The sequence below is a fragment of the Streptomyces sp. NPDC059009 genome, from assembly GCF_042740175.1.
GTDB lineage: Bacteria > Actinomycetota > Actinomycetes > Streptomycetales > Streptomycetaceae > Streptomyces.
Window position 1 is genome coordinate 48,161 of the sequence record NZ_JBHYJB010000037.1, and the last position, 21,539, is coordinate 69,699.

Consider the following 21,539-nt stretch of genomic DNA (forward strand, 5'->3'; position numbering starts at 1 on the left):
CCGGCCATGTTCAGAGGAATCCGGCCGCTGCTGCGCGGCTCCACGTATTCGGGTGCGCTGTTCGCCTATTGCGGCGCGTTGGCGAGCCTTCCCCTGCTGCCTTTCGCGGCACTACCGGCACTGGCGTGGTCATCCGCTTCCTGGGGAGCGCAGTTCGCTCTCACGGTGCTGGTCTGGTCCGTGCTGATCGGTGTGATCGGGCTGGCTCCTACCACGCGCCGGGTGCTGATCGCCTGCGCCCGGCGGATGCTGGGGGTGCCGTTGCCGGACCCCGTGGGCGAGCGTCGGCGTGCGGGCTCGCTCGGTGAGGGGGCGGCCTCTTCCACGGCATCGGGCGCCGACCGCCTGCGGACCCCGCTCTGGCTGCTGGCGCATGTGCTGCTGGGGTGGGCGGGAGCGCAGCTGAGCGTCCTGCTGTTCGTCGCGGCGCTGCTCCTTCCCGGCGGATGGGCCGGCGCCGAGGCCGGGGTGAGTGTGAACGGCTGGTCGCTGCGGGCGGAGAGCGGCTGGCAGAGCTGGGCGGCGGCGCTCGGCTGCCTGCTGCCGGCTGCGGCTCTGTGCCTGGCCGTGACCTACGCCCTGCGGTGGCTGGCGCCCAGGCTCCTCGGCCCGTCGTCGGCTGAGCGGCTCGCACTGGCGGCCGAGCGGGAGCGGGCGCTGGCCGAACGCAACAGGCTGGCCCACGAGTTGCACGACTCGATCGGGCACACCCTGACGGCCGCCACGATCCAGGCAGCGGTGGCGGGCGAGGTGCTCTGTGCCGACCCGGTGGCGGCGCGGGCGGCCCTGCGCAGCATCGAGGAGTCGGCCCGGGCCGCCCTCGAGGACCTGGACTATGTGCTGGGCATGCTGCGCGAGGAGAAGGCGGGGACGGCGCCGGCCCGCACCCTGGCCGACCTGCCCGAGCTGCTCGACCGGCTGCGGCACGCGGGCGCGGTGGTGGAACCGGAGCTGTCGGGCGACTGTGCGCAGGTACAGGGGACGCTCTCCCGGGCGGCGTACCGGATCCTGCAGGAAGGGCTGACGAACGCGCTGCGGCACGGAGCGGGCGGTCCGATCCGGCTCAAGGTGGCGGCCGCGCCGGACTCGTTGGAGCTCCGCGTGGTCAACCGGACCGGAGCCGGGAGGGCCATGAGCCCGGGTGCCTTCCCGACGTCCGGGCACGGCCTGCCCGGTCTCGTGGAGCGCGTGCGGCTCCTGCACGGCGAGATCGAGGCCGGTCCGGACGGACCGGAGCACTGGCGGCTCGCGGTCCGGCTGCCGGTACGCTTGCCCGCATGATCGGCTCACGAGCGAGCGCAGCGGTCGCGACCGGCCCCGACGCGAGCGCAGCCGTCACCACTGACACCGCCGACGCCTCCGGCCGCACCACCCTGCTGGTCGCGGACGACGACGAGGTGACCCGCAGCGGTCTGCGCACGCTGCTCGCGCTGCAGCCCGGGATCGCCGTCGTCGGGGAGGCCGCCGACGGCATCGAAGCGGTCGAGCGGGCCCGGCAGTTGCGGCCGGACGTGGTCCTGATGGACGTACGGATGCCGCGCCGCAACGGCATCGAGGCCACCCGGCAGCTCCTCGCCGGGCCGGCCGACCCGCCGAAAGTCGTCGTGATCACCACCTTCGAGAACGACGACTACGTCACCGCCGCGCTCAGCGCCGGGGCCAGCGGTTTCGTGCTCAAGCGGCTCCCCGTCCCCAAGATCGCGGAGGCGGTGCGGGTGGTCGCGGCGGGCGAGGCGATCCTCTTCCCGGCGGCCCTGCGCCGGATGGTCACCGCCCGCCCCCTGGGATCCGCCGAGGCGCTGCCGCAGGCCGCGCTGACGGGCCGGGAGGAGGAGGTGCTGCGCCTGATGGCCACCGGCCGGTCCAACCCGGACATCGCGGAGTCGTGCAGGGTGAGCCTGGAGACGGTGAAGACGCACGTCGGGAACGTGCTGACCAAGCTCGGTGCGCAGAACCGGACCCACGCGGTGGTGATCGCGTACGAAACCGGTCTGGTCGTGCCCCGGGGCACGGGCTGACACACCATCAAGTGGCCTGACCCAGCCTGCCCGTACCGCTGGACGCGCACCACTGACGCCGCGCTTGCCGGCGGGTTCTGCCGCCGGTGCGGGTTCTCTCGCCGGCCGGGGCCTTGTTCGGGTCAATTCGGGTGACGGTCTTCTACGGGCCGCAGGCGATGCCCAACTATTGGCCCGCCACATTCGATCGATCCCACTGGGCCAGTGCACCCCGCCGCCCCCCTTGCAGACGCCCTGAAGTCGCACGCTCCCCCATAGTGCCCACCTATGAGCTTCATCGAAATCTCGCCTTTGCCCTATGGAGGCAGCAGTGCCAACGTTGCGGACGTACCTCGCCACACAGACAGAAAAGGACTCCTCCGCACCGTGATCACCAACTCCCTGGGGCTGCGCGGCTTCGACCACTTCGCGCTGCGGGCCCGCGACTTCGAAGCCACCGTGCGCTTCTACACCAACGCCCTCGGCTTCTCCCTCGCCTACGAGTGGACCGCCCCCGGCGTCGTGGGCCGGTCGGTCTTCCTGGACGCGGGAGACGGCCGCTACCTCGAACTCTTCGACGCCGACACCATCGTTCCCGGCGGCCCCGCCCGCCCCGGCTACCCAGGTGCAGCGCCCGCCGACGAGGAGCGCTCCGAGACCAACGCCCTGCTCCACATCGCCCTGCGCACCGATGACGTGGACGCCGCCTACGCCCGCGCCCTCGACCACGGCGCCCGCGCCATGCAGGCCCCCCTCGACCTGGAGCAGAAGGGGCTGAACGGGCACGCGGACCTCAAGCTCCGCATGGGGTTCGTCTACGGCCCCGACGGCGAGGTCATCGAGTTCATCGAACGCCAGGACTTCCCCTCGGCATGACCCCCACCCGCCGTACACCCGCCTCTGCCCCTGCCCCCGGCGGGCCGCGCAGGCAGCCGCTCAACGGCCTGGCCACCCTCGCCATCGCCTACGGGGTGCTCGCCGTCGTCGGCGGCATCGTGCCCGCCGTGCGCGATGTCACCGGCACCATCGCCGTCCCGGCACTCGTGCTCGGCGCGACCGGCCTGGCCAACGCCTCCCGCATGGGCGGCGCCGGGCGCAAGCAGGCTCTCGCGGGCCTGGCCACCGGAGCGGTGGCTCGACGACGTCCGCGCATTCTCCGAGGCGTGCCGGGCCGAAGAGGGCTGCCTGTTCTTCGACTGGACCCGCAGCGTGGAAGACCCCACCCGCTACACCCTTGTCGAGGGCTTCCGCGACGAGGAGGCCGGTCAACTGCACGTCCAGTCCGCGCACTTCAAGACCGCCATGGCCTGGATACCGGACGCCATCGCTGCCAAGCCCGAGATCGTCCACACCGTCATCGAGGGAGTCGAGGGTTTCGGGCCCATGGCCTCGAGCCCACCCGCGGCGGCGGCGACGTCCCCGTGACCGTGACCAGCACGAAGGGCCGCACGCTGATCGCCGACAAGGCAGGGGGCCGCACCGCACCCAAGCAGCGCCTCGCGGTGCCCGCCGGGAGGACCGCCGAAATCTGGATCACCTCCCTCGAGGCGGGCGCCCCGGACGCCCCGCCGACACCCTCACCGTCCGCACCCCGAAGGGCGAGACGCGCGTGGACGTGTACGCGGTCCCCGCGGGGGGACGCTGGGAGAAGGTCGGCGACCTCGGCATCGTCGCCGTGCACTCCGCGCTGCTGCGCAAGGGCAAGGGCACCGAGATAGCCATGTGGTCCCCGCCCCGCGCCCGCGACGAGAACGGCGACCTGGTCCCCAAGAAGGACGAGCCCGGCCAGTACATCTGGGACCTCTACGCGAGAGGCAAGTGCGAGTCCCGCTCCCTGGACCCGGCCACGATGCGCACCCGGGACCAGGACATGCACCACGGCATGGACCACGCGATGAAGACCAACATCTTCTGCGGCGCCGGAGGGCAGATGCCCGACGGCACACTCCTCGTCCTTGGCGGGCTGATCATCCCCACCACCCCGGGCGAGCAGGACAGCGGCGACGCACACGGCGTCTTCGTCTACGACACCGAGAACCCCAAGCGGTGGACGGCGCTCGACACCATGGCCCTGCCGCGCTGGTACCCCACGATCACCACCATGCCCGACGGCCGCATGCTGATCTCCTCGGGCAGCACCAAGGCCCTCGTCGGAGACGGCACCGACAAGGACCCGGTCAAGGGCTACTTCGCCAACATCCACAACAACTACGAGGTCTTCGACCCCATCACCCGCACGATGACCGGCGTCGGCAAGGTCGAACTCGTCGACCTCAAGCGCCTGCCCAGCCAGACAGGGGTACCGGAGGAGCGCAAGCACCAGCTGTCTCCGGGCTTCGGACACGAGCCTGCGCATCCTCGCGCTCGGCGGACAGATCGACTCCTCCGACAAACACCGCGACCTCGCCGAGGACCAGAAATGACGGCCTCGGCGGAGATCTTCGACATCGACACCCGCAAGGCGATCGGCAAGCAGTCCGGCTGGCGGGCCACCGGCCGGATGCACCATGCCCGCTTCCTGTGCGACGCCACGATGCTCGCCGACGGCACGCTCCTCGTCTCGGGCGGCGCGCGGACCGGCTACACCAACAAGAACACCGACTACGTCCTCCAGGCGGAGATCTACGACCCGGCCACCGAGCAGTTCACCGTGGCGGCGACTGCCAGGACCGACCGCCGCTACCACGCCACCGCGATGCTGCTGCCCGAGGGCACCGTCCTGAAGGCGGGCTCCACCGGCGGCTACGACGACTCCCTCGACGCCATGGGCCAGTACAAGCACCTGCACGCCCACACCGACGGCGAACGCTTCTACCCCGAGTACATGTGGCGTCCCCGCCCCGAACTCGTCGACGCGGCCGATCTTAAGGCCGGTTACGGCAAGAAGATCAGCGTCGACGTACAAGGCCCCACCGCGGGTCTCGGGGGCATGCGCCTGGCCATCGTCAAGCTCGGCTCCACCACCCACGGGAACGAGATGAGCTCCCGCTACGTGTGGCTGGACGTGACCGGCCACAAGCCCGCCGCACGCGGGGGCGAGGGCGTGTACCGGATCGCCGCGAAGACACCGGTCAACCCCGCAGCGGCCCCACCCGGTGACTACATGCTGATCGCCGTGGACGCGCACGGCACCCCGTCGGAGGCGGGCATGGTCACCATCGGCTGACGCATGCGGGATGCCGCCTACCCGGCGCGACCCCACAGCTCACGCAACGCCTCGTTGACGGCGTCGGGTTCCTGCGTGTGGGGGTAGAAGCCGGGCACGCGCAGGAGGTGGGCGCCCAGGGTCTCGGTGAGGGTCTCGGCCACGGCCACCAGCGGTTCACCGACGTGGGTGCGGTAGAGCTCCGGGGCGTCCTCCCAAGTCCCGCAGATCACCAGCGTGGGGAAGGGCGCCGCGCGGAGGGGCTTGACGGGCACGTCGGCCTCCCAGATGGGCCGCTCCCGCATCGAGGTGGCCACGGCCCGCAGTCGCTCCGGGGTCGGCTCGGGCATGGGCATTCCGATGCCTTCGGTGGAGTTGCGCAGGAACTCCACCGCGCCCATGGAATCGGCCACTTGGGGCGCCGCGCCCGTCACCCGGCTCAAGAGCTTCGCCACAACGGGGTGTTGAGCGGCTGCGGTGAACGCGGAGGGCTGGATCAGCGTCAGCGACCGCACCAGATCGGCGCGGCGGGCGGCGGCGAGCATGGCGATCACGCCGCCGTTGCCGTGCCCCACGAGATGCACGCCGTCCCCGTGCACACCGTCCCCGTGCCCGCCTCCGCCATCGTTGCCGCGGCCGCGGCCGCGGCCGTCAGACGCGGTCGACGACTCGTCCAGGAGCCCGACCACATCGTCGGCATCGACCTCGAAGTCGTTGCGCTCGACGTCCGGACTTCGGCCGTACCCGCGCCGGTCCACCAGCAGCAGCCGGGCACGGTCGGCCAACGGACGCTGGGCGGCGAAGCCGTAGACGTCGTCGCTGCCCCAGGTAAAGATGTTGTGCACGAAGACCGCGGGCGGGCCCTGGCCCCCGGTCTCGTCCCACACCGTCACGTTCATCGGCGTCAACAGTCACGACTCCTCTCGCTTCACACCTCGACTCAGCAGACCACCGTCCGGTCGTACGTGCCCGTGACCCCCTCGTAGATGTACAGCTTCGACTGCCCGGCACCGAGGATGTAACACGGGCTGTCCCCTGCGAAGTCGACCACCACCTTGACCCGCATGGTGCGTCCGCAGTTGTTGGTCAGGTCGACGTCGAAGCCATTGGGGGTGTCGGTCACATACCTGTTGATGCAGGCCGGTGCCGTGCCGTCCGCCGCGTGGGCCGCCGGGGCGGTCAGCACACTCATGACGCCGAGTGTCACGGCGGCGACGGAGACGGCGGAGGCGGCGCCGGCCGCCCGGGGAATCCTCCTGCGCACGTTCATCTCATGCCCTCCTGCTCATCCGGCTCATCCCGTTCGCCCTGCCCACCCTGAGGTGCGGTGCGGTTCCCCAGGACGTGCCCTGATCAGGAGAATCGGACGCCCCTCACACGGGGGACAGCGGATCAAACGGCGCCCGCGGACCGGCCAGTTGTGCGCCCCGGCGCGTCCGGCCGCACTCTCCGGGCGTCAGTCGGCCACCACCGCGATCAGCGCCGCGTTCGCCCCCGGCGCGTCGAGGTCGATACGACGCGGCGGACGGAATCCCGCCTCGACGAGCCACTCCCCGTACTCCCCCGCCGTGTAGTTCTCCCCGCCGACCGTCTCCACCAGCATGTTGAGGCCCATCAGCGCGGCCGCGGGCGGCCCGTCGCGCCGGTCGTCCACCATCAGTTCGCTGATCACGACGGCACCGCCCGGCGCCAGCGCGCCTCGACACCGGGAGAGCAGGGCCCGGCCGGTGTCGGCGTCCCAGTCGTGCAGGATCATCGAGAGCAGCATCAGGTCGTGCCCCTGCGGCAGGGGCTCGTCGCCGAGGAAGTCACCGGGCCGCGCCGTGACGCGACCGGAGAGCCCCGCCTGCGCCGCGTGGGCATCGGCCACCGGGCACACGTGCGGCAGGTCGAGGACAGTCGCGCGCAACTCCGGGTAGGCGCGGCACAGTTCGATGGAGTAGGCGCCCGAGCCGCCGCCCAGGTCCAGCAGACTGCGGTACGGAGTGAAGTCGGCGGACCGGGCCAGGACGCGGGCGGTCGAGGACGACAGGGAGTGCATCCCCTCCCAGAAGGAGTCCAGGAGTTCGGGGCTCTCGTTGTCGAAGAGGCTCTTCTGCCGGGCCGGGTCCCAGGTGGTGGGCGCGTTGGACCGGACCGCCTCCGTCAGCCTGCCCCACCCCGCGTACAGCCGCTGGTCCAGCATCCGCAGCCAGCCGCCGAAGTGGTACGGGCGGCCGGGGACCAAGTAGGCGTCGGCGAGCGGGGTGTTGCGGTAGGTCACACCGTCGTCGGACGCCAGCAGGCCGAGCGCTGCGCACGCCGTGAGGAGGAGGCGGGTCGGCCGGGTCTCGACGCCCAGGTCCGCGGCGAGCCCGGCCGCGGTGAGCCCGCCCGCGGCGTCCACCCGCGCGAACACGTCGAGTTCGTGCGCCGTGGCCAGCGCCTTGAACGCCCAGAAGCCCGTACTGAGGGCCATCAGACGGTCGGGGGACGGGAGGGAGACTTCCTCGGGGGCCGTCATGGCTGCAGCACAACTCCTTGGGAAAGACGCAGAGAACGGGGATACGGGGGTACGGGACTACGGCGATACGGGACTACAGGGATACAGGGATGAGGCGCAGGTCAGCACCTTGAGCAACGACCCCGCGCCACCGAGGGTGCGGCGCCCCGGGGTAGGGCACATGCCAGTTGGCCGCACCGTCGGGCAGCCGGCTGTAGCGCATGCGAAGGGCCCGCTCCGAGGCGGGAGCGACGGCCCTCCGCGGAGACGGGGTCCGGGACGAGCTGGTGTTCCGCACCGGCGTCGGTGACGTAGTGGCAGCGCTTCGTCCCGAAGCCGCTCATGGCGACCTCGATGCCCGCCGACGAGTCGAGCCTGCGATCCGAGAGACGGACACCCTGTACATGGCCGTCGACTGCGTCCTCGGCTCCCGGACGTAATGCCTGGCGGCCCGCCCCTCCGAGCGGCTCCGAGGCGCCCGTGCCCGGACCGGACACCCCCACCCGTCGCTCCGACGGCCCCGCATCACTGGCGCCCCCGCCCGGCCGCCCCCACTTTTGGATCATGAGCACTCCACCGCACGCCCCCGAAGACCACGCCGACGGCGGGGCTCCGCCCGGCGACCAGGTGCCCGACGGGCCGCTGCGCCGCCTCTCGCGCGCCGCCTGGCAGGTGATTCTGCTGGCCGGGATCGCCTCGCTGGTCCTCGGTGTCCTGGTGCTGGTCTGGCCCGGCGCGTCCCTGCTCGTCGCGGGCGTCTTCTTCGGCATCTACCTCGTCGTCAGCGGCATCGCCCAGCTCGCCTCCGCGTTCGGCACCCATGTGTCGACGGGGCTGCGCGTGCTGGCGTTCATCAGCGGTGCCCTGTCGATCCTGCTCGGCCTGCTCTGCTTCCGCGGTGCGCTGCAGTCGATCCTGCTGCTCGCCCTGTGGATCGGCATCGGCTGGCTGTTCCGGGGCATCGCCCAGACGATCGCCGCGGCCTCCGATCCGCACATGCCCGCCCGGGGCTGGCAGGTCTTCATGGGCGTGATCAGCTTCCTCGCGGGCGTCGTCCTGATCACCTCGCCCTTCGACTCGGTCGCGGTCCTGACGCTGCTGGCGGGCTGCTGGCTGGTCGCCCTCGGCGTCACCGAGATCATCACCGCCTTCCAGGTCCGCAGCCGCGCCCGGCACCTGCCACCGGGGGCGTAGGTCCGACACGGCGGCCACGCGACGCCCTGAGACGTCACCCAGAAACCTGAGACGTCACCCAGAAATACGCGCCTCGACGCCGTCGAGCAGCAAGTCCAGTCCGCTCCAGAAGGTCTCGTCGGCGTCGAGGTGGGGGCCGTCGCGTACGACCGAGGCGAGCGCGGGGAACCGTCCCGTCGCGAAGGTGCGCTTCAGGTAAGGGCCGTAGGTGGCCTGCCACTGCCCCTTGTCCATGCCGGTGGCCCGCTCGGCGCGCAGCTCGGTGATCTCCCGGCGCACCGCCCCGATCACGTACGCGTCGACCGCGGCGACCACCGGCACGACGGTGTCCATGTCGACGCCGTCCATCGCGGCGTAGACGGCCTCCCCCCTGGCCAGGGCGTGCGGACCGAGCCGGGGGCGGCCGCCGATCAGGTCGGCGAGCCATTCGTGCCGGTGCACGGCCTGCCGGGTGGATTCGGCGAAGGAGCGCAGCGCCGCGCGCCAACCGTCCCCCTCCGGCCGGATCTCGGCGTGCACCGCGTCGACCATCAGGTCGAGCAGCTCCTCCTTGGTGTCGATGTAGCCGTACAGCCGCATCGGCCCCACGCCCAGCGCGCCGGCGACCTTGCGCAGCGACACCGCCTCCATGCCGTCCGCGTCGGCCAGTCGGACCGCCGCTCGCACGATCCGCTCCCGGCTCAGCGGGGCCGGCACCGGTCGGTCCTGCGGCTCCGGCCGCTCCCACACCACCATGCCGCAGACGATACAGCGCTTTGAGCGATACAGTGTATCGACCAATACAGCGAATCGTATGGGGGCAACCATGACCACGAACATCGCCATTGTCGGAGCGGGCCCGGGCGGCCTGGCGCTTGCCCGGGTGCTGCACGTGCACGGCATCGGCGCCGTCGTGTACGAGCGCGACGCCTCGCGCGGTGCGCGTGATCAGGGCGGCATGCTCGACATCCACTCGGGGCAGCGGGCGCTGCGCGAGGCCGGTCTGATCGACGAGTTCTTCGCGATAGCCCGTGGTGAAGGCCAGGACATGCGGCTCCTCGAACCGGACGGCACCCTGCTGCTGCAGGAGGACACACCCGACGACGCCCCGCTCGCGCGGCCCGAGGTGGACCGCGCCGATCTGCGCGACCTGCTGCTGGATTCCCTCCCCGGCGGCGTGGTGCGCTGGGGGCACGCCTTCGCGTCCGCCGCCGACGGCGTGCTGCACTTCGCCGAGGGCGGCAGCGCTCCGTACGACCTGCTGGTCGGCGCCGACGGCGCGAACTCCCGGGTCCGCCCCCTCCTCACCGACGCCCGGCCGACGCACATGGGCCAGAACTTCGTCGAGCTCTGCATCTCCGACATCGACCACACCCACCCCGACCTCGCGGCAATGGTCGGGCGCGGCAACTACTGGGTGCTCGGCAACGGACAGTCCCTGGCGGCGCAGCGCAACGGCGACGGCTGCGTGCGCATCGGCCTCAACTTCTACAACACCGACCAGGACTGGTTCGCCACCAGCGGGATCCCCTTCGACGACCCGGCCGCCGCCCGGGCGCGGCTGATCGACCTGTTCTCCGGCTGGGACCCGCGCTTCACGGCACTGATCGCGGCTTGCGACGACACGGTCGTGCCGCGGTCGATCTCCACGCTCCCGGTCGGCCTGACCTGGCCGTCGGCGCCGGACGTCACGCTGCTCGGCGATGCCGCGCACCTGATGCCGCCGGTGGGCCAGGGTGCCAACATGGCGCTGCTCGACGGCGCGCTCCTCGGCCTCGCGCTGGCCGCGCACCCGGACGACGTGCCCGCCGCCGTCAGGGAGTACGAACGCGAGATGTTCGAGCGCACCGGCGCCGCCGCCCGGATGTCCGCGGACATCCAGGAGTTGCTGACGGCGCCGGACGCCGCCCAGAAGATGCTCGCCTTCTTCCAGCCCGGCTGAGGGTCACCGCGCGCCGGTCTGCGCGGCCCCCCTCCTGCTCCCCCCCTCCTGCTCCCCCGCTACTTCTCCTCGCGCACGCGGCGGCTGCCGCCCCCATATGCCGCCGCCGTGACCGTGCGTGCCCGCTGCACGACCTCGTTCGGCGCGTTGCTGGGGCTGTAGACGACGAGGGCGCCGGGCTGCTTGGCGAGGGTGAGCGCGTCGGGTGCCGGTGCCGTCTCGCCGTCGTAAGCAAGGGAGTTGACGTCCGAGAGCTCGCTCAGGTCCAGTCGCCTCACCTGTCGGGCGTGGTAGACGCGGGAGCGGAGCAGGGAGCCGGTGAGGGCCGAGAACACGACGCGGGTGCGGGCCAGGGGGGTGTCGGCGGAGACCGTACGGATGTCCAGGGTGCCGTCGTCCAGGCGGGGGCGGTGGCTGGGGGCGAAGCCGTCGGGCAGATAGTGGCCGTTGCCCGCGAACAGCAGCCAGATCAGGTGGGGTTCGCCGTCGATGCGCAGGTGGATCGGGGCGGCGGTGCGCAGGACGCGGGCCAGGGCGAGGGCGGCGGCGGGTGCCTTGCCGATGCGGCCCTCGATCCGCTCGCGCGCGGCGACCAGTTCCGGGTAGAGGCCGATGGAGAAGGTGTTGAGGAAGTCCTTGTCCTCGCCCGCCGGTACCTGTACCTGCGCCAGGTCCACGCGGATGGCCTGCCCGTACTCCACCGCGTGGGCCGTCTCCTCGAAGGTCTGCGTGTCCGCGTCCAGGGCGAAGTGGTTGAGGGTGCCGCCGGGGAAGACGGCAAGCGGCACGCCCGCCTCGGTCGCACGCCGGGCCGCCGCGTTGACCGTGCCGTCGCCGCCGCACACGCCCAGTGCGCCGCCGTCCTGCTTGGCGCGGTGCGCCGCCTCGTCCAGGAGCGCGCCGAGGTCGTCGCCGGGTGCGCTGACGACGATCTCTGCCTCGGGCAGCAGCAGCTTGAGGTGCTCGTCGGCGGGCAGGCGGCCCGGAACGCCCGCGCCGGAGCGGGAGTTGACGATCACGGTCAGGCCGGCGCCCCGCGGCAGGGCCGGTGCCGCCTCGTCCGCGCGGGCCGTGCGCTCGCCGGGGGCGGTGACGCGCGGCGGCCACCAGTAGCAGGTGGCCGCGGCCGCCGCCGCGCCGATCGCGCAGCCCGCGAGGACGTCACTGGGGTAGTGGACACCGACGTACACCCGGGAGAACGCCACGGCGGCGGCGAGCGGGGCGACGACGAGGGCGCCGCGCCACGACTCGAGCGCCACGCCGCAGGCGAAGGCCGCGGCCGACGCGGAGTGCCCGGAGGGGAACGAGGAGGTGTGCGGGTACTTCACCAGGCGCCGCACCAGCGGGACCGCGTCGAAGGCCGGACGGGGCCTGCGCACCGCGTACTTCGCGACGGTGTTCGTGGCCAGCGAGGCGAGCGCCAGGGCCCCGGCCCCGCGGACCGCGGCCCGCCGCGCGCGAGGCCCGCCCGCGACCGCGAGGGCCCCGGCGGTGGCGAACCACAGCCGGCCGTGGTTCGCGGCCCGCGACAGCCGCGGCAGCACCTGCTCCGCGCCCGGCAGCCGGGACTCGGCCACGCGCAGGAACATCCGGCGGTCCAGGACCCGGAAACTGTCCAGGGCGCGAAGACCGGCCAGGGCGCGGGGCACGTTCGATGAGGAGACCATGATCTCTGGCTACCCTGTTCGCCCCTTGACCGCGCACGCGACGCGCCGCCCCCGGCGGTGGCAAACGTCTCATCGAGCGCATGCTTCCGTGGCTTGAAGGACTGCCTCTCAGCGAGGGGTCGTCAGCTGCGCGCGCACCAGCAGCAGCACGTGCTGGGCGCTGCCGTGGTGACGGTAGGGGTACAGGCGCCGGACCACGGTGCGGAGGATGTGGCGGGCCTGATGGGGCGGCAGGGTGGGCAGGAGGGCGAGGCAGTCGCGCCACTGGGCGCAGGCCGCGTCCAGGTGTCCGACCGACAGCAGGGCCTCGGCGTAGCGGGCGTGGCTGAGTGCGCGGGCCCTGCGGTGTTCGGCGTCGCGGTGCTCCAGGGACTCCTGGAAGGCGTGCAGCGCCCCGGTCCGGTCACCGAGGACCAGGAGGGTGCGGGCGCGCTGGTAGTCCAGGCCCGCCCGGGGATACGCCGTGAAGGCACCCGGGGCGCTGTCCTCGCCCGCCCGCGCGTGGTGGCGCTCGGCCTGGCGCAGGTCGTCGCGCGCCCCCCGGCCGAGGCCCTGGGCGGCCCGGGCCAGGGCGCGTCCGGCCAGGAGGTAGGCCAGGGCCTCGGGCGGAGTCTCGCGGGGGGCCAGCATCGCCGCGCGCTCGGCGAGCTCCAACGCGTGCATGGGGTGGCCCAGTTCGTGGGCCTGCGTGCTCATCGAGCGCACCGTGATCGCGTACGTGATGTGGTCCCCCGCCCGGGCGGACAGTGCGCAGGCGGTGCGGAAGTAGTCCTGGGCGAGCCCGTCGTGACCGGCCGCTCCGCTCATCGAGCCCAGGAGATGGGCGAGTTGGGACAGGGGCACCAGGAGAGCGGCATGGGACGGGGAGCGGGTCTGCGTGAAGAGCCCCGGTCCCGCTTCACCTGCGATGAAGGCCGCGGCGGCCGCCCTGGTGCGCGGGCCGGGGTGGCGCGCCGCAAGGTCGTGGAAGAGCGTCACCGCCTCCTCCAGGGAGTGCGCCTCCCAGGGCGTGTGCGCGGTCGGCAGGTCCTCGGCGTCGTCGCCCGGCGGCAGCGGCCAGCGGGGCCTGAAGTCCGTGATGTAGGGCGAGTTGAGGAGGACCGAGCGCAGTCCGGGATGGATGTCGGTGCGGCACAGGGTGAGCAGGCGGCGGACCGGGTCGGTGCGGTCGACGGCCGGGCTCAGCACCTCGCCGCGCGCCCGGGCGAGGGGGGCGAGGCCGGTGTCGTCGGGGGTCACGGTCCGGCCGGTGGCCTGGCTGAGCACCTCGGCGACCACATCGGCGACCCGGCGCCGAGGGCGGGTCCCGGCCAGCCAGTGCGCGACCGCCGTACGGTCGTAGCGCAGCCGCAGGCCACGGGCGCCGCCCAAGGCGTTGACCCGGCGGGCGAGTTGCGCGGCGCTCCAGTCTGCTTCGGCGAGCAGGGCGGCCAGTTGGTGGTTGCGTCCGCGGCGGGTCATGCGGCGTCCCTCAGGGTGCTCTGCGGCTGATCGGCGTACGTCCTCGACCGGCCGCGCAGGACGGTTTTTTCGTGGGCTTTCAACATATTCACGCATGCAGCGGTACAGGCCACTTACTGGTGTCGATGTCCGGTGCTTAGGTGAATTCTGCCGCTCGCATGCCGGACGGGAAACGGCTCACCAGGCGCATCGTGGTGCCGAGTGAGGCCCGCCGGGGTGTGGGGATTCACGGCGGGGAGTGTTTTCGGCGCGCACGCCTGCCCGCTCGGCCGGACCGACCATCCGGCCCTCCCGACCAGCAGAGACGAACCGGCCCGGCCGGGCTGACCACCCGGCCGAACAGCCCCTGGCCCCTTTCGGGGCAGACCGCCCCAGCCTCTTGAGAGGAGGCGGAACCATGTCCGTCCCGCCGCATCCCGACGGCTCCGATCCCGGCCCGGCCTCCCCGACGCCCCACCCCCGCACGGTGGTTCTCGCCTCTCCTCGCTCGTTCTGTGCGGGGGTCGAGCGGGCCATCGACACCGTGGAGCGGCTTCTCGCCGACGCCGGCGAACCCGTCTACGTGCGCAAACAGATCGTGCACAACACCCATGTCGTGGCGGAGTTGACCGAGCGCGGCGCCCGCTTCGTCGACGAGCTCGACGAGATACCCGACGGCGCGCTGACCGTGTTCTCCGCGCACGGCGTCTCCCCGCAGGTGCGGGCCGAGGCCGGGCGCCGGGGGCTGCGGGTCGTGGACGCGACGTGCCCGCTGGTGACCAAAGTGCACGCGGAGGCACGGCGGTTCGCGGGGCGCGGCCACACCGTCGTCCTCGTGGGCCACGCCGGGCACGAGGAGGTCGAGGGCACACTGGGCGAGGCACCGGACAGGACCGTCCTGGTGGAGACCGCCGAGGACGTCACGGCACTCACGTCGCTCGACATACCGGACAGCGAACGGGTCGCAGTACTGACGCAGACCACCCTCGCCGTCCAGGAGACCCAAGAGGTCGTCGGCGCGCTGCGGGAACGCTTCCCGCTCCTCGCCGAGCCGGGCTCCGACGACATCTGTTACGCCACGACCAACCGGCAGCTGGCCGTGGAGGCGGTGGCGGGCGAGGTGGATGTGCTCTTCGTCGTCGGCTCGGCGAACTCCTCCAACTCCGTGCGTCTGGTGGAGGTGAGCCGCCGCCTCGGCACCGCCGCGCACCTCATCGAGGACGCCGCCCGCATCGACCCGGCGTGGCTCGAGGGCGCGGACCGGGTCGGCCTGACCGCCGGGGCGTCGGCGCCGCCCGCCCTGGTGGACGAGGTGATCGAGTTCCTCGCGGGCCTGGGCCCCGTCACGGTCGTCGAGCGCACCACGACCGTGGAGGACCTGCACTTCGCGCCGCCCTCGGCCGTGCGGACGTGAGCGCGCCCCGCCGCCGAGCGGATGGGCCCCGTTCGCCGCCGTACGGATGGAGCCCGTTCGTCGCCGTACGGACGTGAACTCCCCTCCCCCGCCGACCCGTTGCACCATCGCTCCCCGCTTCGTAAGTAGGCGCACCCATGGCTGCTGTGACCTCTGCTCCCGTGACCCACGACTACCCCGTGCTCCGCCGCGTCTCCGGCCCGGAGTCCCTGCGCTCGCTGTCCGGCGAGGAGCGAGAGCAACTCGCCGCCGAGATCCGCGCGTTCCTCGTCGAGCACGTCTGTGCCTCGGGCGGCCACCTCGGCCCCAACCTCGGCGTCGTCGAGCTCACGCTCGCGCTGCACCTGGTCTTCGACTCCCCCTCGGACGCGCTGCTCTTCGACACCGGCCACCAGGCGTACGTGCACAAGCTGCTCACCGGGCGGGCTCCGGGGTTCCGTCGGCTGCGTCAGGCCGGGGGCCTGTCCGGCTATCCCTCGCGCGCCGAGTCCCCGCACGACTTCGTCGAGAACTCCCATGCCTCGACGGCCCTTTCGTATGCCGACGGGCTCACCAAGGCCCATCATCTGGCGGGCGAGGCGGACCGGTCCGTGGTCGCGGTCATCGGGGACGGGGCGCTGACCGGCGGCATGGCGTGGGAGGCGATGAACAACATCGGGGGCGCCCCGCACCGCCCCGTCATCGTCGTCCTCAACGACAACGAACGCTCCTACGCCCCGACCGTCGGCGCCCTCGCCGACCACCTCCAGCACCTGCGCGGCGACACGACGGACACCGTCGACTGGCTGCTGGACGCGCCGGGTTCGCCGAACCGGCCGCCGGGCGTCGCCGGCGGTGGCGTGAGTGGGGTGAACGGTGTGAGCGGTGTGAGCGGTGTGAGCGGTCCGCTGCCGGTGGCCCGCACGCTCTTCGAGCTCCTCGGCTTCGCCTATCTCGGACCGGTCGACGGCCACCATCTGCCGTCCGTGGAGGAGGCGTTGCGCATCGCCCGTGACATGCGGGTGCCCGTCGTGGTGCACGTCGTGACCGTGAAGGGGAAAGGGTACGAACCGGCGGAGGCGGACGCCTCCGAGCGCATGCACGCGGTCGGACCACTCGTCCCGCAGACGGGCGGCCCGCGCTCGTCCACCCCTGCCCCGCCGACGTGGACGCGGGTGTTCTCCGAGGAGATCTGCCGCCTCGGCGAAGGCCGCCGCGACCTGGTGGCCCTCACCGCCGCGATGCCCGGCCCGACGGGGCTCGCCTCCTTCGGTGAGCGCTTCCCGGAGCGGTTCTTCGACGTCGGGATCGCCGAGCAGCACGCGGTGACGTCGGCGGCGGGCCTGGCCATGGCGGGGCTGCATCCCGTGATCGCCGTGTACGCCACCTTCCTGGGCCGCGCCTTCGACCAGGTGCTGATGGATGTGGCGCTGCACCGGCTCCCGGTCACCTTCGTCCTGGACCGGGCCGGGGTCACCGGTCCGGACGGGCCGAGCCACCACGGCATGTGGGACCTGACGGTGCTGGGGGCCGTGCCCGGGATGCGGGTCGCGGTGCCCCGGGACGCGGCGCGGCTGCGGGAGCTGCTCGGCGAGGCCGTGGCCGACGGCCGGGGGCCGACCGCGCTGCGCTTCCCCAAGGCGACGGCGGGCGCGGACCTCTCGGCGGTGGAGCGGATCGGCTCCGTCGACGTGCTGCGGCACTCCCGGAACCGGGATGTCCTGCTGATCGCGGTGGGCCCGCTGGCCACCGAGGCGCTGGCGGCGGCGCAGCACCTGTCCGCGCTCGGCGTCGGCGTGACCGTCGTCGACCCGCGCTGGGTCCTGCCCGTCTCCGCCGACCTGACGCGGCTCGCCGCCCGGCACCGGCTGGTCGTCACCGTGGAGGACAACACCCGGGCCGGAGGCGCCGGTACGGCCGTCGCCCGGGCGCTCGCGGACGCCGGAAGCACCGTGCCGGTACGGGTCCTCGGCCTGCCCGGGCGGTTCCTCGCCCACGGCGGGCGCGCCGACATCCTCGCCGCGGCCGGGCTCGGCCGCAGCGGCATCGTCCACTCGGTCCTGCGCGCCCGCGCGGGCCACCCCCACCTGGAGCCGGAGGCCCTCCGTGACCACTGACCTGGGCATGCCCGCCCGCTCGCTGACCGCTCCGCGCCGCCGCACGCGCACCGTCCACGTGGGCTCCGTGCCCGTCGGCGGTGACGCCCCGGTCTCGGTGCAGTCCATGACGACGACGCTCACCGCCGACGTCGACGCCACGCTCCAGCAGATCGCCGAACTCACCGCAGCGGGCTGCCAGATCGTGCGCGTCGCGGTGCCCTCGCAGGACGACGCCGACGCGCTGCCCGCCATCGCCCGCAAGGCGCAGATCCCGGTGATCGCCGACATCCACTTCCAGCCCAAGTACGTGTTCGCCGCGATCGACGCGGGCTGTGCGGCGGTCCGCGTCAACCCGGGCAACATCAAGCGCTTCGACGACAAGGTCAAGGAGATCGCCCAGGCGGCCCGGGACGCGGCGACGCCCATCCGTATCGGCGTGAACGCGGGCTCCCTCGACAAGCGACTGCTCCTCAAGTACGGCCGGGTCACACCGGAGGCACTCGTCGAATCGGCTCTCTGGGAGGCATCACTCTTCGAGGAGCACGGCTTCACCGACCTCAAGATCTCCGTCAAGCACCACGACCCGCTCGTCATGACCGCCGCCTACACGGAACTGTCCGAACGCTGCGACTACCCGCTGCACTTGGGCGTCACGGAGGCGGGCCCCGCCTTCCAGGGCACGGTGAAGTCGGCGGTCGCCTTCGGAGCGCTGCTCTCCCGCGGCATCGGCGACACCATCCGGGTCTCGCTGTCCGCACCGCCGGTGGAGGAGGTCAAGGTCGGCATCGCCATCCTCCAGTCGATGGGCCTGCGCGAACGCCGCCTGGAAATCGTCTCCTGCCCTTCGTGCGGCCGCGCCCAGGTCGACGTGTACCGCCTGGCCGAGGCGGTGGAGGCGGCCTTCGACGGCTTCCCGCACCCCTTGCGCGTCGCCGTGATGGGCTGCGTGGTCAACGGCCCCGGGGAGGCCCGCGAGGCCGACATCGGCGTCTCCTCCGGCAACGGCAAGGGACAGATCTTCGTCAAGGGCGAGGTCATCAAGACGGTGCCGGAGTCAAAGATCGTGGAGACGCTGGTGGAGGAGGCGTTGAGGCTGACCGAGCCGGCTCCTTGAGGCGGGGCCTCCAGCGGGCCGGATCCCGGGCCGGGTGCGGGCTCTCCGTTCACACGGGCCGGAGCCACGATGTGAGCGCCCCGCGCTGCGCCGGGCGGGCGGGCGACGTACGGGCCCTGAACGTGGCACGCCAAGGGCCCCTCGCCCAACCCGGGTGAGGGGCCCCACGGTCGTGCCGACGCCGGATCAGGCGGTGGCGAGCGAGATCTCCGTCGACTTGATCAGGGCGACGACGGAGGAGCCGGCGGCCAGGCCGAGGTCGGTGACCGCGTCCTTGGTGATGGCCGCGGTGAGCGCGCCGCCCTCGACGTCGACCTTGACCGAGGCCATGGCGCCGCCGGCGGCGACGTCCGAGACGGTGCCCGGGATCTGGTTGCGGATGGACAGGCCCTGGACCGGGCCGGTGGCCAGGGAGACCTCGGTGGACTTCACGAGGGCCTTGACCGCGGAGCCCTCGGCGAGCCCGAGGTCCTTGACGGCCTCGGTGGTGATCGCGGCGGTGATGTCCTGGCCGCCGTCCAGGCGGACCTTGACCGTCGCCATGGCTTCGCCGGTGGTGACGGACGCGACGGTACCGGCGATCTGGTTACGGATGGACAGGCTCATGGGGTGGTGCCTCACAAAGGTAGAGGGACGGAAGGGGCGAGCGGGCCGCTGTCGCGGCCCACCTGACTTCATGGCCCCGAAGGTAATCCATCCGCAAAAGTCCGGTTGTGGGCGCGCCGCATCCGCGAGCCAGAAGGGCCACGGTTCCTGGCAGATCGGGCCGGGGCCGAAGTCCCGGCCTCCTTCGGCCCGCCGAGCCCGCCGAGCCCGCCGAGCCCACCAGCGCAACATCCAACTACGACAGCGTATTTGCGACGCACATTGGCTGATCGGCCAAGCATGCGACAGGGGACTATGACATGCGCCTTGGCACATGCAGGATGGGAGTGTTCTTCGGGACGCGGATGCCGGTGGCTCCGCCCCCGGTCCGGGCCCAGCAGGCGAGGTCATTGATGGTCATGCGCACTCAGGACGGATACGTCGGTGACGTCGGCCACCGCGCGATCGGCCGCGGCCCTGACGCCTACCGCCGCCCTGACGCGCGCATCGCCCACTACGTCGACCAGGCACTGGGCGACGCCCGCACCGTCCTCAACGTGGGTGCGGGCACCGGGTCCTACGAGAACGCAGCCCACTCGATCACCGCCGTCGAGCCCTCCCTCGCCCTGCGGGCCCAGCGCCCCGCCGAGCTCGCCACCGCCATCGACGCCGTCGCCGAACATCTCCCTTTCGCCGACGGGCAGTTCGACGCCTCGATGACCCTGTTCAGCGTCCACGAGTGGTCCGACGTCACCGCCGGGCTGCGCGAGATGCGACGCGTCACCCGCGGCCCCGTCACCGTGCTGACCTGCGACCCTCTGCGCGTGCGCGACTTCTGGCTGTACGAGTACGCCCCCGAGGTCCTCGACGCGGAGGCCCGCCGCCACCCGCCCCTGCACCGCCTCACGGCCGCGCTCGGCGGCACCACCACCATCCAGTTCGTCCCCATCCCCCTGGACTGCACCGACGGCGGGTTCAACGAGGCGTACTACGGCCGCCCCGAACTCCTCCTCGACTCTGCCGCCCGCCCGGCCAGTTCGGCCTGGAGCTCCCTCGACGACCGGGCCGGCCTGGACTTCGACACCGCTCTGCGCCGCGCGCTGGGCTGCGGCGCCTGGGACGAAGCCTTCGGCCACCTGCGCAGTCGGCCGACGTACAGCGGGTCGCTCGTGCTGCTGCGCGCCACCCCCTGACCACGCGCGGCCGCACGCCCTCGCGGCCTCAGGTCAGGGTGCCCGGCAAGGACGCGTAGCGCCGCACGAAGCTGCCGCCCGCGAAGGTGCCGCGCGCCGCGTCGACCGTGAACTCGGGGAAGCGGGTGAGGAGTTCCTCCAGGGCGACGCGCGCCTGGAGGCGGGCCGCGGCGGCACCCAGGCAGTGGTGCGGGCCGAAGCCGAAGGCGGCGTGCTGACGGTGAGTGCGGCCGGTGTCCGGTACGTCGGCCGTGGGGCCGAACTCGCGCGGGTCACGGTTGGCGGAGCCGTACAACAGGAGCACCTTGCGGCCTGCCGGGACGGTGGCGCCGTGCAGGGTCACGTCCCTGGTGACGGTGCGGGCCAGCGCCTGCACGGGTGTGGCCAGGCGCAGGAACTCCTCGACGGCGCGCGGGACTTCCTCCGGGCGGGCGGCGAGCGCTTGGCGCAACTCCGGGTGTGCGGTGAGGAGTTCGGCGGCGGTGCCGAGCAGCCCGGTGGTGGTGTCATTGCCGCCCGCGACCATCGTGAAGGCGAAGCCCAGGATGCGCAGCAGGCTCGCCTCGTCGTCGCCCATGACCTGGATCAGGTCGGAGACGGTGTCGTCGGCGGGGGCGGCGCGGCGGCGCTCGATGAGCTGCGTGAAGTGGCCGAAGAGGCCGCTGACCGCCTCGGTCGCGCCCAGCGGGTCCCCCTGGGCGTTGGCGGCGACGATCTGCTCCGTCCAGTCGTCGAACCGCGCCCGGTCCGCTTCGTCGACGCCGAGGTAGCGCGCCACGACGAAGCTGGGCAGCGGCTTGAACAGGCCGGATATCAGGTCCACTTCGGCCTTTCCGCTCTGCTCTGCCAGCTCGTCGAGGTGGTCCAGGCGGGCGCGGACGAAGCGGCGTATGTCCGGCTCGACGGCGGCGACGCGGCGCGGCGTGTACCCCTTGGTGATCAGCTTGCGGAAGTCGGTGTGCTCGGGTGGGTCGAGCATCACCATGGGCGTCGCCGCGTCCAGGCCGATGGCCTTCATGTCGCCGTAGGTGAAGGTGAGCCCTTGCCGGGAGGAGTACACCTCGGGATCGCGCAGCGCCGCCGAGACGTCGGCGAACCGGGACAGGACCCAGTAGTCGCCGTCCTGGACGTGGTGCAGCGGATCCTCGTCGCGCAGCGCCGCATACATGGGGTACGGGTCGCGCCAGCTCTCGCCGGAGCAGGGGACGAAGGCGGCACGGGAGCGAGGAAGCGGGGGCGGGGGCGGAGGCGGTGACGGGGGCGTCATGGCGGCACGGTGAGGTGGCGCTCCGGAGAAGTCAAGGCCGTG

The 21,539-nt window shown here is 72.5% G+C and carries 19 protein-coding genes; 11 read left to right on the plus strand and 8 right to left on the minus strand.

Annotation, left to right across the window (positions count from 1 at the left end; translation table 11 throughout):
• Positions 1-6 precede the first annotated feature (6 nt).
• The 5 genes from ACFWYM_RS31770 to ACFWYM_RS31790 all read left to right on the plus strand — a co-directional run bounded on the left by ACFWYM_RS31770 (position 7) and on the right by ACFWYM_RS31790 (position 5,163).
• Entirely contained in the window at positions 7-1,281 is a 1,275-nt protein-coding gene (locus ACFWYM_RS31770) for a sensor histidine kinase (protein WP_384845149.1), read from the plus strand.
• Positions 1,278-2,018: a response regulator gene (locus ACFWYM_RS31775; protein ID WP_384845151.1), complete on the plus strand. Its 741-nt coding sequence runs from the start codon at positions 1,278-1,280 to the stop codon at positions 2,016-2,018. Before ACFWYM_RS31770 ends, ACFWYM_RS31775 begins: the two co-directional genes overlap by 4 nt.
• Before the next feature lie 366 nt (positions 2,019-2,384).
• A complete protein-coding gene (locus tag ACFWYM_RS31780; protein WP_384845154.1) occupies positions 2,385-2,873 on the plus strand; it encodes a VOC family protein in 489 nt (162 codons plus the stop codon).
• 135 nt (positions 2,874-3,008) lie between these two features.
• On the plus strand, positions 3,009-3,422 hold the full coding sequence (locus ACFWYM_RS31785) for a putative quinol monooxygenase (protein ID WP_384845157.1): 414 nt from the start codon (positions 3,009-3,011) through the stop codon (positions 3,420-3,422).
• A 184-nt stretch (positions 3,423-3,606) separates the two neighbouring features.
• A complete protein-coding gene (locus ACFWYM_RS31790; RefSeq protein WP_384845160.1) occupies positions 3,607-5,163 on the plus strand; it encodes a galactose oxidase-like domain-containing protein in 1,557 nt (518 codons plus the stop codon).
• 17 nt (positions 5,164-5,180) lie between these two features.
• Here ACFWYM_RS31790 and ACFWYM_RS31795 read toward each other — a convergent pair whose 3' ends face one another.
• The 3 genes from ACFWYM_RS31795 to ACFWYM_RS31805 all read right to left on the minus strand — a co-directional run bounded on the left by ACFWYM_RS31795 (position 5,181) and on the right by ACFWYM_RS31805 (position 7,645).
• Positions 5,181-6,041, minus strand: coding sequence for an alpha/beta fold hydrolase (locus ACFWYM_RS31795; RefSeq protein ID WP_384845349.1), 861 nt, complete (start codon positions 6,039-6,041; stop codon positions 5,181-5,183).
• 41 nt (positions 6,042-6,082) lie between these two features.
• Complete coding sequence (locus ACFWYM_RS31800) at positions 6,083-6,412, minus strand: beta-Ig-H3/fasciclin (RefSeq protein ID WP_384845163.1); 330 nt, start codon at positions 6,410-6,412, stop codon at positions 6,083-6,085.
• A gap of 186 nt (positions 6,413-6,598) precedes the next feature.
• Entirely contained in the window at positions 6,599-7,645 is a 1,047-nt protein-coding gene (locus tag ACFWYM_RS31805) for a methyltransferase (protein WP_384845166.1), read from the minus strand.
• 543 nt (positions 7,646-8,188) lie between these two features.
• Between ACFWYM_RS31805 and ACFWYM_RS31810 the strand changes: the two genes are divergently transcribed.
• Complete coding sequence (locus ACFWYM_RS31810; RefSeq protein ID WP_384845169.1) at positions 8,189-8,818, plus strand: HdeD family acid-resistance protein; 630 nt, start codon at positions 8,189-8,191, stop codon at positions 8,816-8,818.
• 54 nt (positions 8,819-8,872) lie between these two features.
• On the opposite strand, the gene ACFWYM_RS31815 is transcribed toward ACFWYM_RS31810, so the two are convergent.
• Complete coding sequence (locus ACFWYM_RS31815; RefSeq protein WP_384845173.1) at positions 8,873-9,553, minus strand: TetR/AcrR family transcriptional regulator; 681 nt, start codon at positions 9,551-9,553, stop codon at positions 8,873-8,875.
• A 70-nt stretch (positions 9,554-9,623) separates the two neighbouring features.
• On the opposite strand from ACFWYM_RS31815, the gene ACFWYM_RS31820 reads away from it, so the two are divergent.
• Positions 9,624-10,739, plus strand: coding sequence for an FAD-dependent oxidoreductase (locus ACFWYM_RS31820; RefSeq protein ID WP_384845176.1), 1,116 nt, complete (start codon positions 9,624-9,626; stop codon positions 10,737-10,739).
• Positions 10,740-10,798: 59 nt separating this feature from the next.
• Here the strand turns inward: ACFWYM_RS31820 and ACFWYM_RS31825 are convergent, their stop codons facing one another.
• Together ACFWYM_RS31825 and ACFWYM_RS31830 are read right to left on the minus strand one after the other, a co-directional pair.
• Positions 10,799-12,406 (minus strand): bifunctional phosphatase PAP2/diacylglycerol kinase family protein, encoded by a 1,608-nt coding sequence (locus tag ACFWYM_RS31825; protein ID WP_384845178.1) that lies wholly within the window; start codon positions 12,404-12,406, stop codon positions 10,799-10,801.
• A gap of 108 nt (positions 12,407-12,514) precedes the next feature.
• Positions 12,515-13,867 carry a hypothetical protein gene (locus ACFWYM_RS31830; protein ID WP_384845181.1) on the minus strand — a complete coding sequence of 451 codons (1,353 nt, stop codon included), beginning with the start codon at positions 13,865-13,867 and terminating at the stop codon, positions 12,515-12,517.
• A gap of 397 nt (positions 13,868-14,264) precedes the next feature.
• Between ACFWYM_RS31830 and ispH the strand changes: the two genes are divergently transcribed.
• The 3 genes from ispH (at position 14,265) to ispG (ending at position 18,452) form a co-directional block, all read left to right on the plus strand.
• Positions 14,265-15,260 carry a 4-hydroxy-3-methylbut-2-enyl diphosphate reductase gene (gene ispH / locus ACFWYM_RS31835; protein ID WP_384845184.1) on the plus strand — a complete coding sequence of 332 codons (996 nt, stop codon included), beginning with the start codon at positions 14,265-14,267 and terminating at the stop codon, positions 15,258-15,260.
• A gap of 137 nt (positions 15,261-15,397) precedes the next feature.
• Positions 15,398-17,356, plus strand: a complete 1,959-nt coding sequence (gene dxs, locus ACFWYM_RS31840) for a 1-deoxy-D-xylulose-5-phosphate synthase (RefSeq protein WP_384845187.1) — start codon at positions 15,398-15,400, stop codon at positions 17,354-17,356.
• Between the two features lie 7 nt (positions 17,357-17,363).
• Positions 17,364-18,452 carry a flavodoxin-dependent (E)-4-hydroxy-3-methylbut-2-enyl-diphosphate synthase gene (ispG, locus tag ACFWYM_RS31845; RefSeq protein ID WP_384845352.1) on the plus strand — a complete coding sequence of 363 codons (1,089 nt, stop codon included), beginning with the start codon at positions 17,364-17,366 and terminating at the stop codon, positions 18,450-18,452.
• Positions 18,453-18,638: 186 nt separating this feature from the next.
• Here the strand turns inward: ispG and ACFWYM_RS31850 are convergent, their stop codons facing one another.
• Positions 18,639-19,058 carry a molybdopterin-binding protein gene (locus ACFWYM_RS31850; RefSeq protein ID WP_384845190.1) on the minus strand — a complete coding sequence of 140 codons (420 nt, stop codon included), beginning with the start codon at positions 19,056-19,058 and terminating at the stop codon, positions 18,639-18,641.
• A 398-nt stretch (positions 19,059-19,456) separates the two neighbouring features.
• Between ACFWYM_RS31850 and ACFWYM_RS31855 the strand changes: the two genes are divergently transcribed.
• The gene (locus tag ACFWYM_RS31855) at positions 19,457-20,230 is read left to right on the plus strand and encodes a class I SAM-dependent methyltransferase (protein WP_384845193.1); all 774 of its coding nucleotides are present in this window, start codon (positions 19,457-19,459) and stop codon (positions 20,228-20,230) included.
• 28 nt (positions 20,231-20,258) lie between these two features.
• Here the strand turns inward: ACFWYM_RS31855 and ACFWYM_RS31860 are convergent, their stop codons facing one another.
• A complete protein-coding gene (locus ACFWYM_RS31860) occupies positions 20,259-21,497 on the minus strand; it encodes a cytochrome P450 (protein ID WP_384845196.1) in 1,239 nt (412 codons plus the stop codon).
• Between the last annotated feature and the right edge of the window lie 42 nt (positions 21,498-21,539).